Raw genomic sequence first — 13660 nt, forward strand, 5'->3', positions numbered from 1 at the left:
CAGTCACCGGACCCTTACCGGTAACTTGACATACTCTCGACATGCCTCAGCCCTCTAAAACCACATGCCCAACCCGGCATGGGTTGGCCGCTTAATCTCTCAGTCATTTGGCGCCAGGCGCCGCGTTTCTTTAGAGGTCTTACCGGCTACACCTACAGTGAAGGAACCGGGCCCCTAGAAAAGAGCGCTGCTTTATACCAGAAAGACTGGAGAGCAACAACATTCCGTGTGCGCGGACTTGATAAATTCCCCATTTTTCGGCCACCGGGCGCCTTGGATAAAGGCTGTCGCCGATTAAGACCGCTCGTCGCAGAGAATCGGCCAACCGACCGATTTCGGGTTTTCCTCGGCCCGCAACACCGAAACAAGCGCACATAGTCCCCTTAAAATGAAAAAGGGGATAGTCATTTGCAAAAGAGCCCACTAGGGTAAGCCTTTTCCAGACTGCACTTGCAGATGGGCCTTCGATCTGTAAAGGAATCCGACCATGCGCCTCGCTGCCCTACCGCTGCTGCTCGCCCCGCTTCTATTGAGCCCACAGGCTATGGCTGCCGCCCTGAGCGTGTGCACCGAAGCCAGCCCGGAAGGGTTCGATGTGGTGCAATACAACTCGCTGACCACCACCAACGCCTCGGCCGACGTGCTGATGGACCGCCTTGTGGACTTCGACACGGCCAGCGGCAAAGTGGTCGCCAGCCTGGCGGACAGCTGGGAAGTCACGCCCGACGGCCTGACCTACGTCTTCAAGTTGCACCCGCAGGTGAAATTTCACCGCACCGAATACTTCAGCCCGACGCGTGAACTAACCGCCGAAGACGTGAAGTTCAGCTTCGATCGCATGCTCGACCCGGCGAACCCATGGCACAAAGTCGCCCAGAGCGGCTTCCCGCACGCCCAGTCGATGCAGTTACCCGCGCTGATCAAGAAGATCGACGCGCTGGACCCGCTTACCATCCGCTTCACCCTCGATCACCCGGACTCGACTTTCCTGCCCACCCTGAGCATGGGTTTCGCTTCGATCTATTCGGCCGAGTACGCGGACAAACTGATGAAGGCTGGCACTCCGGAAAAGCTCAACAGCCAGCCGATCGGCAGCGGCCCATTTGTCTTCACGCGCTTCCAGAAAGATGCCTCGATTCGCTACAAGGCCAACAGTGAGTACTTCCGCGGCAAGCCATCGGTAGACCCGTTGATCTTCGCCATCACCCCGGATGCCAACGTGCGCTTGCAGAAGTTGCGCCGCAACGAGTGCCAGATCGCCCTGTCACCCAAGCCTCTGGACGTACGGGCTGCGCTGAAAGAGCCAACCCTGAAAGTCGAAAAGACCGACGCCTTCATGACCGCCTTCGTTGGCATCAACAGCCAACATCCGCCGCTGGATAAACCTGAAGTACGCCAGGCGATCAATCTCGCGTTCGACAAGGCCAACTACGTCAAAGCCGTGTTCGAAGACACCGCCGAACCCGCCAACGGCCCATATCCGCCCAACACCTGGAGCTACGCCAAAGGCTTGCCGGGCTACTCGCATGACGTCGAAAAGGCTCGTGCGTTGATGGCCAAGGCCGGGCTCAAGAATGGTTTCCAGACCACCATCTGGACCCGCCCTTCCGGCAGCCTGCTGAACCCCAATCCGAGCCTTGGCGCACAATTACTTCAGTCTGACCTGGCGGAAATCGGCATCCAGGCCGAAATTCGGGTGATCGAATGGGGCGAACTGATTCGCCGCGCCAAGGCCGGCGAGCACGACCTGTTGTTCATGGGCTGGGCCGGCGACAACGGTGACCCGGACAACTTCCTCACGCCGCAGTTTTCCTGCGCGGGGGTCAAATCCGGCACCAACTTCGCCCGTTACTGCAACCAGGACCTGGACAAGCTGATCAGCGCCGGCAAGACCACCGGCGAGCAAGGTGTGCGCACCAAGCTCTATGAACAGGCCCAGGCGCAGATCCAGCAACAGGCGTTGTGGCTGCCACTGGTGCACCCGACGGCCTTCGCGCTGACACGTAAGGATGTTCAGGGTTACTCGGTCAGCCCGTTTGGCCGGCAGGACTATTCGAAGGTCAACCTCAAGTAATTAGCGTCACCATAAAACCTGTGGAAGCGGGCTTGCTCGCGAAAGCGGCCTATCAGTAGACATTGATATCGACTGACACGACGCCTTCGCGAGCAAGCCCGCTCCCACATTGGTTTCGTATTCTTCCGGCCTCCTCTTACATCCACCCATACTCGGCCATGGACAGCGGATCGCCGTCACCGACGATGAAATGATCGAGCACCCGCACATCGATCAGGTCCAAGGCCTCTTGCAGGCGCTTGGTCAGCATTCGGTCGGCCTGACTGGGGTCGGGATTGCCCGACGGGTGGTTGTGGCACAGGATCAGCGCTGCAGCGTTATGGGCCAGAGCGCGTTTGACCACCTGCCGTGGATAGACGCTGGTGTTGTCGATGGAGCCGCGGAACAGCGCTTCGAACGCCAATACCCGGTGCTTGGAGTCCAGAAACAGGCAGCCAAACACCTCGTGGGGCTCATGGCGGAGCATCGACTTCAGATAATCACGCACAGCCTGCGGATTTTCCAACGCCGACTTGTAGCGCGAACGTTCAGCCAAATGCCGTCTGCCCATTTCCTGAACGGCCTGCAACTGAGCGAATTTCGCGGGTCCGAGCCCTAATTGTTTGCTGAATGTTTTTTGATCAGCCTCCAGTAGCGAACGCAGGCCGCCAAACTGAGTCAACAAGTGTCGCGCCAGATCTACCGCACTTTTGCCGGATACGCCGGTACGCAAAAAAATCGCCAGCAGTTCAGCGTCCGAAAGACTCCCCGAGCCTAACTCCAGTAACCTCTCCCGCGGCCGCTCGGCCGCCGGCCAATCGCGAATGCTCATAACACCTCCATGTCTGTGGGCGCCGCTGTTCCGTAGCGGTCGCTGTGATATCGTAGCCCATCTTTTTTGCGGGCGATTTCACTCCTGGGGAGGGGGTATCGCCATGCAGTCATCAACGAAATGAAAGGCAGACCTATGCAGCGGCTGTATCGGAAACGCATCGTTCTGGGCGTCGGCGGCGGTATTGCTGCCTACAAGAGCGCCGAGCTGGTTCGCCGCCTGATCGACCAGGGCGCCGAAGTGCGCGTGGTCATGACCCGCGGCGGCAGCGAATTCATTACCCCGCTGACCATGCAGGCCTTGTCCGGGCATCCGGTCCATCTCGATTTGCTGGACCCCGCGGCCGAAGCCGCGATGGGCCACATCGAGCTGGCCAAATGGGCCGACCTGGTGCTGATCGCCCCCGCCACCGCGGACCTGATCGCCCGCCTGGCCCAAGGCATTGCCGACGACCTGCTGACCACGCTGGTGCTGGCCACCGACGCGGTGGTCGCGGTTGCCCCGGCGATGAACCAGGCCATGTGGCGCGACCCGGCGACCCAGGCCAACCTGCAAACCCTCGAAAGCCGTGACCTCAAGGTCTTCGGCCCGGCCTCCGGCAGCCAGGCCTGCGGCGACGTCGGTATGGGCCGCATGCTCGAAGCCACCGACCTCGCCCAGTGCGCGGCAGACTGCTTCCAGCGCCAGGCGCTGACCGGTAAACACGTGCTTATCACCGCCGGCCCGACCCAGGAAAACATCGACCCGGTGCGCTACATCACCAACCACAGCTCCGGGAAAATGGGCTTTGCCCTGGCCGAAGCCGCGGTAGAAGCCGGCGCCCGCGTGACCCTGATCACAGGCCCGGTGCACCTGCCGACCCCGGATCGCGTCACGCGCATCGACGTGGTCAGCGCCCGCGACATGCTCGCCGCGTGTGAAGCCGCGATCCCTTGCGACCTGTTCATCGCCTCGGCAGCGGTCGCGGACTACCGTCCGGAAGTCGTCGCCCCACAGAAACTCAAGAAAGACCCTACGAACGGCGACGGCTTGTTGCTACAGATGGTGCGCAACCCAGACATCCTGGCCACCATCGCCACCCGTCCCGACCGTCCGTTCAGTGTCGGCTTCGCCGCCGAAACCGAACACCTGCTCGATTACGCTGCACGCAAGTTGAAAGACAAGAACCTCGATCTGATCGTCGCCAATGACGTCGCGAACCCGAGTATTGGCTTCAACAGCGAAGAAAACGCCTGCAGCGTGATCGACCGTGAGCTGCACGCCACACTCTTCGCCCAGACCAGCAAGAGCAAGATTGCTCGCCAGCTGATCACTTTTATCGCCGAACGTCTGAACCAGGTTTAATTTACATGCACGCTTTGCAAGCCAAGATCCTCGACCCCCGCATCGGTACTGAATTCCCGCTGCCACAGTACGCCACGCCAGGCTCCGCCGGCCTCGACCTGCGCGCCATGCTGGAAAAAGACACCGTCATCAAGCCGGGTGAAACCCTGCTGATCCCTACCGGCCTGTCGGTGTACATCGGCGATCCGGGCCTGGCGGCTTTGATTCTGCCGCGCTCGGGTCTGGGCCATAAGCACGGCATCGTACTGGGCAATCTGGTCGGCCTGATCGACTCCGATTACCAGGGCCCGCTGATGGTGTCGTGCTGGAACCGTGGCCAGACCGATTTCAACATGGTGGTAGGCGAACGCCTGGCCCAATTGGTGCTGGTACCGGTCGTTCAAGCGCATTTTGAAATGGTCGAAGAGTTCGTCGAAACCCAGCGCGGCACCGGCGGTTTCGGACACTCGGGCAGCCACTGACCATCGGCATTCAGGCCGGGAATGCTGCCCGGCCTGGCCTGCCCTCTGCATTTTAAGGATGAAAATTGCAAAGACGTCATCTGGAAGGTTTACCACTGGAAATCAAGGCATTGGCCGGCAAATTACCCGCCGATGCTGATGGCATGGCCTTTACACACCACGAACTCTCTGCCGAAAACGCCGTCATACCCTTCAGTTTGAGCCAGCCCACGAGTTTTTCGCAGGCTTGTCCAGCCACTTTAGAGATGGAGCATTTCCAGAAATGAGCACCCCAGCCCAAGTCGCACCCAAGTTCCCCGACAGCATCTTCCGCGCCTACGACATTCGTGGCACCGTCCCGGAATTCTTGAACGCTGAAACAGCTTATTGGCTTGGTCGCGCCATCGGCTCCCAAAGCCTGGCCCAGAACGAACCCAATGTATCCGTCGGCCGTGACGGTCGCCTGTCCGGCCCGGAACTGGTGGAACAACTGATCCAGGGCCTGGCCGACAGCGGCTGCCACGTCAGCGACGTCGGCCTGGTACCAACCCCTGCGCTGTACTACGCCGCTAACGTTCTGGCCGGCAAATCCGGCGTGATGCTCACCGGCAGCCACAACCCGTCGAATTACAACGGCTTCAAGATCGTCATCGCTGGCGACACCTTGGCCAACGAACAGATCCAGGCCCTGCACGAACGCCTCAAGACCAACAACCTGAGCAGCGGCAAGGGCAGCATCACCCAGGTCGAGATCCTCGACCGCTACAACACCGAAATCGTCCAGGACATCAAACTGGCTCGCCGCCTGAAAGTGGTGGTCGATTGCGGTAATGGCGCGGCCGGCGTGATCGCCCCGCAGCTGATCGAAGCCCTGAACTGCGAAGTCATCCCGCTGTTCTGCGAAGTCGATGGCAACTTCCCGAACCACCATCCGGACCCGGGCAAGCCTGAAAACCTCGTGGACCTGATCGCCAAGGTCAAGGAAACCAACGCCGACCTGGGCCTGGCCTTCGACGGCGACGGCGACCGTGTGGGCGTCGTTACCAACACCGGCAGCATCGTCTTCCCTGATCGCCTGTTGATGCTGTTCGCCCGCGACGTCGTGGCGCGCAACCCGAACGCGGAAATCATCTTCGACGTCAAATGCACCCGCCGCCTGATCCCGCTGATCAAGGAATATGGCGGTCGGCCGCTGATGTGGAAAACCGGTCACTCGTTGATCAAAAAGAAAATGAAACAATCCGGCGCCCTGTTGGCCGGCGAAATGAGCGGGCATATCTTTTTCAAGGAGCGCTGGTTCGGTTTCGACGATGGCATTTACGCCGCCGCACGGCTGCTGGAGATCCTCAGCAAAGAAAAATCCACCGCGGAAGAGTTGTTCGCGACCTTCCCGAACGATATTTCTACGCCAGAGATCAATATCCATGTGACCGAAGAGAGCAAATTCAGCATCATTGATGCATTGCACGATGCGCAATGGGGTGAAGGCGCCGACCTGACCACCATTGACGGCGTGCGAGTCGACTATGCCAAAGGCTGGGGCCTGGTTCGCGCCTCCAACACCACACCGGTGCTGGTGCTGCGTTTCGAGGCCGATGACGAGGCTGAATTGCAGCGCATCAAGGACGTTTTCCACGTCCAGTTAAAGCGTGTTGCACCTGATCTCCAACTACCGTTCTGATTCACCCGGAGCCCTGAATGACCCTCGAACGCGAAGCCGCCGCCAACACCGCCAAGGTCCTGTCCGAAGCGCTGCCTTACATTCGCCGCTATGTCGGCAAGACGCTGGTGATCAAATACGGCGGCAACGCGATGGAAAGCGAGGAGCTGAAAACCGGCTTCGCCCGCGACATCGTGCTGATGAAAGCCGTCGGCATCAATCCGGTGGTGGTTCATGGTGGCGGCCCGCAAATCGGCGACCTGCTCAAGCGTCTGTCGATCGAGAGCCACTTCATCGATGGTATGCGCGTGACTGACGCGCAAACCATGGACGTGGTGGAAATGGTCCTCGGCGGCCAGGTCAACAAGGACATCGTCAACCTGATCAACCGTCATGGCGGCAGCGCCATCGGCCTGACCGGTAAAGACGCCGAGCTGATTCGCGCGAAAAAGCTCACTGTCACCCGTCAGACGCCGGAAATGACCCAGCCGGAAATCATCGACATCGGCCACGTCGGCGAAGTGGTCGGGATCAACACCGACCTGTTGAACCTGCTGGTCAAAGGCGACTTCATCCCGGTGATCGCGCCAATTGGCGTCGGCGCCAACGGCGAGTCGTACAACATCAACGCTGACCTGGTGGCCGGTAAAGTGGCCGAAGCGCTGAAGGCTGAAAAGCTGATGCTGCTGACCAACATTGCCGGCCTGATGGACAAGTCGGGCACGGTTCTGACCGGCCTGACGACCCAACAGGTCGATGACCTGATCGCCGACGGCACTATCTATGGCGGCATGCTGCCGAAGATTCGTTGCGCGCTGGAAGCGGTACAAGGCGGTGTGGGCAGCTCGTTGATTATCGATGGCCGGGTGCCAAACGCGATTCTGCTGGAAATCTTTACCGACACGGGTGTGGGTACGCTGATCAGTAATCGCAAGCGTCACTAAGCCACACAAACAAAAAGACCCCGCTCAGCCAGGCTGAGCGGGGTCTTTTTTGTATGTGCACTCCCTTGTAGGAGGGAGGCTTGCCCGCGAAAGCGATCTGACAGTCACATCATTGCTGAATGTGACGACGCCTTCGCGGGCAAGCCTCGCTCCTACAGGTCAGTGTCAGACGCCGAATTGTGCGCGGTAGGCTTCAACCGCCGGCAGGTGTTGCTTGAGCTGCGGGTCATCCGCCAGGAACTCGAGCACCTGATTCAGCGAAACAATGCTGATCACCGGGATGCCGAAGTCACGCTCCACTTCCTGGATGGCCGACAATTCGCCGTTGCCACGCTCCTGACGGTTCAGGGCGATCAACACGCCCGCGGCTTTGGCGCCGTCCTGGGAAGCGATGATCTGCATCACTTCACGGATGGCGGTGCCTGCGGTGATCACGTCGTCGATGATCAGCACGTCGCCGGTCAATGGCGCGCCGACCAGGCTGCCGCCTTCGCCGTGGGCCTTGGCTTCCTTGCGGTTGAAGCACCATGGCAGATCACGGCCATGATGTTCGGCCAGCGCCACGGCGGTGGTCGCCGCCAACGGGATGCCTTTGTAGGCCGGGCCGAACAGCACGTCGAACGAAATACCGCTCTCGACGATGGCTGCCGCATAGAAACGACCCAGCTGCGCCAGGGCAGACCCCGAGTTGAACAGGCCGGCATTAAAGAAGTAAGGACTGGTGCGCCCAGACTTCAGGGTGAACTCACCGAAGCGCAAAACGCCACGATCAATGGCAAAACGAATGAAGTCGCGCTGATACGCTTGCATGAAAAAAACCCCAAATACCACGGATTTAGCTAATTAGGTAGACGCCGTGTATCATACCCGCACGCGATTTTTGGGGCCACTTATGCGGATCATCAGTGTGAACGTCAATGGGATTCAGGCTGCAGTCGAGCGTGGTTTGCTCAGTTGGCTGCAAGCACAGAATGCCGACGTCATCTGCCTGCAGGACACCCGCGCCTCCGCCTTTGAACTGGACGATCCAGCCTTCCAACTGGATGGCTACTTCCTTTATGCCTGCGAAGCTGAAGTTCCCGCCCAAGGTGGCGTGGCTTTGTACTCGCGGTTGCAACCGAAGGCAGTCATCAGCGGTCTCGGCTTCGAGACAGCCGACCGCTACGGGCGTTACCTGCAAGCCGATTTCGACAAGGTCAGCATCGCGACCTTGCTGCTCCCTTGTTGGAAGTAAGTCGTTGATTATTTTATCAAGAAGTTCAAGCTAATTGACGAATTCGCACTTTTTATTGATAAACAGCGGCGCAAACGTCGCGAGTACATTTATTGTGGCTCGCTGTACGTGGCGCAACAGAAGCTGGATATCAAGAACTGGCGCGACAGCCAGCAATCCCCGGGCTTCCTGGCACCTGAGCGTGCCTGGATGGACGAGATTGTCGGCAACATGGGTTATGTCGATGCCCTGCGCGAAGTCAGCCGCGAAGGCGATCAGTACAGCTGGTGGCCGGACAACGAACAGGCCGAGATGCTCAACCTGGGCTGGCGTTTCGACTACCAGCTGCTGACCCCTGGCCTGCGCCGCTTCGTACGCAGCGCACGCCTGCCACGTCAGCCACGGTTCTCGCAGCACGCACCGCTGATCGTGGACTACGACTGGACGCTGACGATCTAAGCGTCTTTTTGCAGACGCAAAAAAGCCGACTTCACTGTCGGCTTTTTTGTGCACGCCTCAATCCTGTAGGAGCGAGGCTTGCCCGCGAAGAGGTCATCACATTCAACATGGATGCTGGCTGTTAAATCGTTTTCGCGGGCAAGCCTCGCTCCTACAGGGGATGCGGCGTTTACTTGATCAGGCGCCAGGTGAACGGATACCGGTAAGGGAACCCTTCATTGGCCTTCACGCCAGCAATGATCGTCAGCACCAGCGCACCAATCGCGACCAGACCAAACAGGAAGAACCCGACGATCACCACCATCAGCAGGAAGCAGATAGCCGAAGCAATGGCGACGGTGATCTGAAAGTTCAGCGCTTCCTTGCCTTGCGCGTCGATGAACGGGTCGGACTCGCGTTTCATCTGCCAGAGAATCAGCGGCCCGATCAGCGTACCGAACGGCAGCCAGATCCCCAGCAAGGCGGACAGGTGACAAAACATCGCCCACTGACGAACCTCTCGGCTCGGTGTGGGTAGCGGCAGTTGCTCGTCACTCATGGCGTCCTCCTTGCGTGGAGCAGGTCCGATCAGTCGGCCAGTGCAGCCTTCTGCAGTTCGAAAATCTCGATCATGCCTTTCTTCGCCAGTGCCAGCATCGCGTTCAGCTCTTCCGGCTGGAACGGCGCGCCTTCGGCGGTGCCCTGAACTTCGATGAAACCGCCAGTGCTGGTCATCACCACGTTGAGGTCAGTCTCGGCAGCCGAATCTTCCAGGTAGTCGAGGTCAAGCACAGGCTCGCCCTGGTACATGCCCACCGAAACGGCAGCGATCATTTGCTTGAGCGGGTCGCCACCTTTGAGGCCGCCACGCTTCTTGATCACTTTCAAGGCGTCGATCAGTGCAACCATCGCACCGGTAATGGACGCGGTGCGGGTGCCGCCATCGGCCTGGATCACGTCGCAGTCGACGTACAGGGTGACGTCGCCCAGCTTGGTCATGTCCAGCGCAGCGCGCAGGGAACGGCCAATCAAACGCTGGATTTCCAGCGTACGGCCGCCTTGCTTGCCGCGGCTCGCTTCACGCTGGTTACGCTCGCCGGTAGCGCGCGGCAGCATGCCGTATTCGGCGGTCAACCAACCCTGGCCCTGACCTTTGAGGAAACGCGGCACGCCGTTCTCGACGCTGACGGTGCAGATGACTTTGGTATCACCGAACTCGACCAGTACAGATCCCTCGGCGTGTTTGGTGTAGTTGCGGGTAATGCGGATCGAGCGGAGCTGATCGGCAGCGCGACCACTTGGACGTTTCATAGGGATTACCTGTACGGAGGACGGAAAACTGCCGAGCATTATAGAGCCGCGGGCCGCGAGTGGGCACTTCTAAAAAAATCGCCCGACGATTGAAGCCCCTGAATAGAGCTTAGCCGACGGCCTGCAGCTCTTTGTCACAGCGTGTGTTTGGGCGCATCCGCCCCACTGCGCTACAATCCTGCGCCTTTGCTGCCTGTCGGCTTTAATTCACAGATAGCGGGTCCGCGCAACCATGGGTTACGCGCCACCTGCATTGCGAGGTACCTCCATGGTGCACAGCATGACCGCCTTCGCCCGCGTAGAGAAAGCCGGTGTCCAGGGCACCCTGAGCTGGGAATTGCGCTCGGTCAACAGCCGCTACCTGGAACCCCACCTGCGTCTGCCGGAATCTTTCCGCGACCTCGAAGGCGCGGTCCGCGAAGCCCTGCGCCAGGAACTGTCCCGGGGCAAGCTCGAATGCACCCTGCGCTTTACCGAAGAAAGCACCGGCAAACCGCTGCAAGTGGACCGCGAACGCGCCGCGCAACTGGTCGCTGCCGCCGAAACAGTCGCCAGCCTGATCAAGAACCCGGCCGCGTTGAACCCGCTGGAAGTCCTGGCCTGGCCCGGCGTGTTGGTGGCCGACGCCGCCGACCCACAAGCGCTGAACGCCGAAGCCCTGGCGCTGTTCCATCAGGGCCTGAAGGAACTCAAGGCCGGGCGCGAGCGCGAAGGCACTGAGCTGGCGCGATTGATCGACGAGCGCCTGACCTCTATTGAAGGGGATGTGGTGATCCTGCGTGAGCTGGTCCCGCAGATGCTCGCCACCCAACGCCAGAAAGTTCTCGACCGCTTCACCGACATGAAGGCCGACCTCGACCCGCAGCGACTGGAACAGGAAATGGTCATGCTCGCGCAAAAGAGCGACGTCGCCGAAGAACTGGATCGCCTGAGCACTCACATCATTGAAGTTCGCCGGGTGCTCAAGTCCGGCGGCGCTGCCGGTCGGCGCCTGGACTTCCTGATGCAGGAACTCAACCGCGAAGCCAACACACTGGGCTCCAAAGCCTTCGACCCGCGCAGCACCCAAGCGGCGGTCAACCTCAAAGTGTTGATCGAGCAGATGCGCGAACAAGTGCAGAATATTGAGTAAGGCAAACCCGACATGACCCACAGCACCGGCACCCTGTACATCATTTCCGCCCCTTCGGGCGCGGGCAAGAGCAGTCTGGTCAAGGCCCTGACCGACGCTGACCAGGAGATCCGTGTCTCGGTCTCCCACACCACCCGCGCCATGCGCCCCGGTGAAGTGAACGGCGTGAACTATCACTTCGTCGAACGCAGCGAGTTCGTGAAGATGATCGAGCACGGGGATTTCCTCGAGCGCGCCGAAGTGTTCGGCAATCTCTATGGCACCTCGCAAAGCCACCTGCAGCAAACCCTGGATGAAGGCCACGACCTGATTCTGGAAATCGACTGGCAAGGTGCCGAGCAAGTACGCAAGTTGATGCCCCAGGCCCGCTCGATCTTCATCCTGCCGCCATCCCTGGAAGCCTTGCGTCAGCGCCTGAACAATCGCGGCCAGGACAGCAACGAGGTCATCGAAGGCCGGATGCGTGAAGCCGTCAGCGAGATGAGCCACTACGTCGACTACGACTACCTGATCATCAACGACGATTTCGCCCACGCGCTGCGCGATTTGCAGGCGATTTTCCGCGCCAATCAGCTGCATCAGAAGCGTCAGCAGCAGCGTAACGGAAAACTTTTGGCTGAATTGCTCGGCTAAACAGCACTTCCCAAAACCGCTGCAAGGGCTTTACATTGGCACTTATAGCGCGTTGATGGGCTTGGTCAAAAAATCAGCGCTTCCCTAATCGCTGGTGATTTTTTAAACTGTTGAGTCCGCTCGCCCACCCGGGCAGCGCGCATATTGCATTCGCTCCGAGGAATACCATGGCCCGCGTAACCGTTGAAGACTGCCTGAACCACGTGGAAAACCGTTTTGAACTGGTCATGCTGTCCACCAAGCGTGCCCGTCAACTGGCCACCGGCGGCAAAGAGCCCCTGGTTCAGTGGGAAAACGACAAGCCTACTGTTGTAGCGCTGCGTGAAATCGCCGAAGGCCTGATGAGCTACGAGTTCATCGCCAACGCAGAAATCGTCGAAGACGAACCGCTGTTCGCAGCGTTCGAGGACGAGTCCAACGAGGCAGTATAAGTCCATGCCTGGTCGACGTAGCACGGCGCGGGGTCACAACGAACGGCAGGAATTATCATGCCGAGCATAGACGCCCTCGCCGATCGCTTATCGACCTACCTCGGCAAGGACCAGGTCAATCTGGTCCGCCGAGCGTACTTCTACGCCGAACAAGCCCACGATGGCCAACGCCGCCGCAGCGGTGAGGCGTACGTCACGCACCCACTCGCGGTTGCGAATATTCTTGCCGACATGCATATGGACCATCAGAGCCTGATGGCGGCCATGCTGCATGACGTGATCGAAGACACCGGCATTGCCAAGGAAGCGCTGCAAGCGCAGTTTGGCGAAACCGTGGCCGACCTGGGCGACGGGGTCAGCAAACTGACCCAGATGAACTTCGAAACCAAAGCCGAAGCCCAGGCCGAAAACTTCCAGAAAATGGCCATGGCCATGGCCCGCGACATTCGCGTGATCCTGGTCAAGCTGGCCGACCGCCTGCACAACATGCGCACACTGGAAGTGCTGTCCGGCGAAAAACGCCGGCGGATCGCCAAGGAAACCCTGGAAATCTATGCGCCCATCGCCAACCGGCTGGGTATGCACGCCATCCGCATAGAATTCGAAGACCTCGGCTTCAAGGCCATGCACCCGATGCGTTCCGCACGGATCAACCAGGCGGTCAAACGCGCCCGGGGCAATCGCAAGGAAATCGTCAACAAGATCGAAGAATCTCTCAGCCACTGCCTGGCCATCGATGGCATCCAGGGCGAGGTCAGCGGTCGTCAGAAACACCTCTACGGCATCTACAAGAAAATGCGCGGCAAGCGTCGGGCCTTCAACGAGATCATGGACGTCTACGCGTTCCGGATCATCGTCGACAAGGTCGATACCTGCTACCGCGTGCTAGGCGCCGTACACAATTTGTACAAACCGTTGCCGGGGCGCTTCAAGGATTACATCGCGATCCCCAAGGCCAACGGCTACCAGTCGCTGCACACCACGCTGTTCGGCATGCACGGTGTACCGATCGAGATTCAGATCCGCACCCGTGAAATGGAAGAGATGGCCAACAATGGCATCGCCGCCCATTGGCTGTACAAATCCAGCGGCGACGAGCAGCCCAAAAGCACTCACGCCCGCGCACGTCATTGGGTCAAAGTCGTGCTGGAAATGCAGCAACGTGCCTGCAACTCGCTGGAATTCATCGAGAGCGTTAAGATCGACCTGTTCCCGGACGAGGTCTACGT

Annotated in this window: 13 protein-coding genes and 3 pseudogenes (1 of these 16 only partly in view); 11 read left to right on the top strand and 5 right to left on the bottom strand. The window is 59.6% G+C overall.

The window, feature by feature from the left end; genetic code table 11:
• Window positions 1-43 (bottom strand): annotated as a pseudogene (gene rpmB / locus ACIPLA_RS20880) (50S ribosomal protein L28) (it extends 176 nt beyond the left edge of the window).
• 444 nt (window positions 44-487) lie between these two features.
• Between rpmB and ACIPLA_RS20885 the strand changes: the two are divergent.
• Window positions 488-2074, top strand: a complete 1587-nt coding sequence (locus tag ACIPLA_RS20885) for an ABC transporter substrate-binding protein (protein WP_401175578.1) — start codon at window positions 488-490, stop codon at window positions 2072-2074.
• Between the two features lie 136 nt (window positions 2075-2210).
• Here ACIPLA_RS20885 and radC read toward each other — a convergent pair whose 3' ends face one another.
• Window positions 2211-2885 carry a DNA repair protein RadC gene (gene radC, locus ACIPLA_RS20890; protein ID WP_063342133.1) on the bottom strand — a complete coding sequence of 225 codons (675 nt, stop codon included), beginning with the start codon at window positions 2883-2885 and terminating at the stop codon, window positions 2211-2213.
• A 135-nt stretch (window positions 2886-3020) separates the two neighbouring features.
• Here radC and coaBC point away from each other — a divergent pair, with 135 nt between their 5' ends.
• The 5 genes and pseudogenes from coaBC to argB all read left to right on the top strand — a co-directional run bounded on the left by coaBC (window position 3021) and on the right by argB (window position 7273).
• Complete coding sequence (coaBC, locus tag ACIPLA_RS20895) at window positions 3021-4229, top strand: bifunctional phosphopantothenoylcysteine decarboxylase/phosphopantothenate--cysteine ligase CoaBC (protein WP_007894693.1); 1209 nt, start codon at window positions 3021-3023, stop codon at window positions 4227-4229.
• 5 nt (window positions 4230-4234) lie between these two features.
• A complete protein-coding gene (dut, locus tag ACIPLA_RS20900; protein WP_007894692.1) occupies window positions 4235-4690 on the top strand; it encodes a dUTP diphosphatase in 456 nt (151 codons plus the stop codon).
• Between the two features lie 65 nt (window positions 4691-4755).
• Window positions 4756-4956 carry a hypothetical protein gene (locus ACIPLA_RS20905; RefSeq protein WP_218395462.1) on the top strand — a complete coding sequence of 67 codons (201 nt, stop codon included), beginning with the start codon at window positions 4756-4758 and terminating at the stop codon, window positions 4954-4956.
• A pseudogene (locus ACIPLA_RS20910) lies at window positions 4947-6350 on the top strand (phosphomannomutase/phosphoglucomutase); the annotation flags it as partial. The gene ACIPLA_RS20905 and the pseudogene ACIPLA_RS20910, both read left to right, overlap by 10 nt.
• A 17-nt stretch (window positions 6351-6367) precedes the next feature.
• Window positions 6368-7273: an acetylglutamate kinase gene (gene argB / locus ACIPLA_RS20915; RefSeq protein WP_007894690.1), complete on the top strand. Its 906-nt coding sequence runs from the start codon at window positions 6368-6370 to the stop codon at window positions 7271-7273.
• Window positions 7274-7438: 165 nt separating this feature from the next.
• Here argB and pyrE read toward each other — a convergent pair whose 3' ends face one another.
• Complete coding sequence (pyrE, locus tag ACIPLA_RS20920) at window positions 7439-8083, bottom strand: orotate phosphoribosyltransferase (protein ID WP_007894680.1); 645 nt, start codon at window positions 8081-8083, stop codon at window positions 7439-7441.
• An 82-nt stretch (window positions 8084-8165) separates the two neighbouring features.
• Between pyrE and ACIPLA_RS20925 the strand changes: the two are divergent.
• Window positions 8166-8945 (top strand): annotated as a pseudogene (locus tag ACIPLA_RS20925) (exodeoxyribonuclease III).
• A 169-nt stretch (window positions 8946-9114) separates the two neighbouring features.
• Here the strand turns inward: ACIPLA_RS20925 and ACIPLA_RS20930 are convergent.
• On the bottom strand, window positions 9115-9483 hold the full coding sequence (locus ACIPLA_RS20930) for a DUF4870 domain-containing protein (protein ID WP_008073410.1): 369 nt from the start codon (window positions 9481-9483) through the stop codon (window positions 9115-9117).
• 29 nt (window positions 9484-9512) lie between these two features.
• Window positions 9513-10235, bottom strand: coding sequence for a ribonuclease PH (rph, locus tag ACIPLA_RS20935; RefSeq protein WP_008007612.1), 723 nt, complete (start codon window positions 10233-10235; stop codon window positions 9513-9515).
• A gap of 268 nt (window positions 10236-10503) precedes the next feature.
• On the opposite strand from rph, the gene ACIPLA_RS20940 reads away from it, so the two are divergent.
• From ACIPLA_RS20940 to ACIPLA_RS20955, 4 genes are all read left to right on the top strand, one after another.
• Complete coding sequence (locus ACIPLA_RS20940; protein ID WP_123499449.1) at window positions 10504-11367, top strand: YicC/YloC family endoribonuclease; 864 nt, start codon at window positions 10504-10506, stop codon at window positions 11365-11367.
• A 12-nt stretch (window positions 11368-11379) separates the two neighbouring features.
• Window positions 11380-12000 carry a guanylate kinase gene (gene gmk, locus ACIPLA_RS20945; RefSeq protein ID WP_007894672.1) on the top strand — a complete coding sequence of 207 codons (621 nt, stop codon included), beginning with the start codon at window positions 11380-11382 and terminating at the stop codon, window positions 11998-12000.
• Between the two features lie 167 nt (window positions 12001-12167).
• A complete protein-coding gene (gene rpoZ / locus ACIPLA_RS20950; RefSeq protein WP_007894670.1) occupies window positions 12168-12431 on the top strand; it encodes a DNA-directed RNA polymerase subunit omega in 264 nt (87 codons plus the stop codon).
• 57 nt (window positions 12432-12488) lie between these two features.
• Window positions 12489-13660: RelA/SpoT family protein (locus ACIPLA_RS20955; RefSeq protein WP_401175586.1), on the top strand; the 1172-nt coding region annotated here is incomplete at its 3' end.

This window comes from Pseudomonas sp. NPDC086112 (genome assembly GCF_044746425.1).
Lineage (GTDB): Bacteria > Pseudomonadota > Gammaproteobacteria > Pseudomonadales > Pseudomonadaceae > Aquipseudomonas.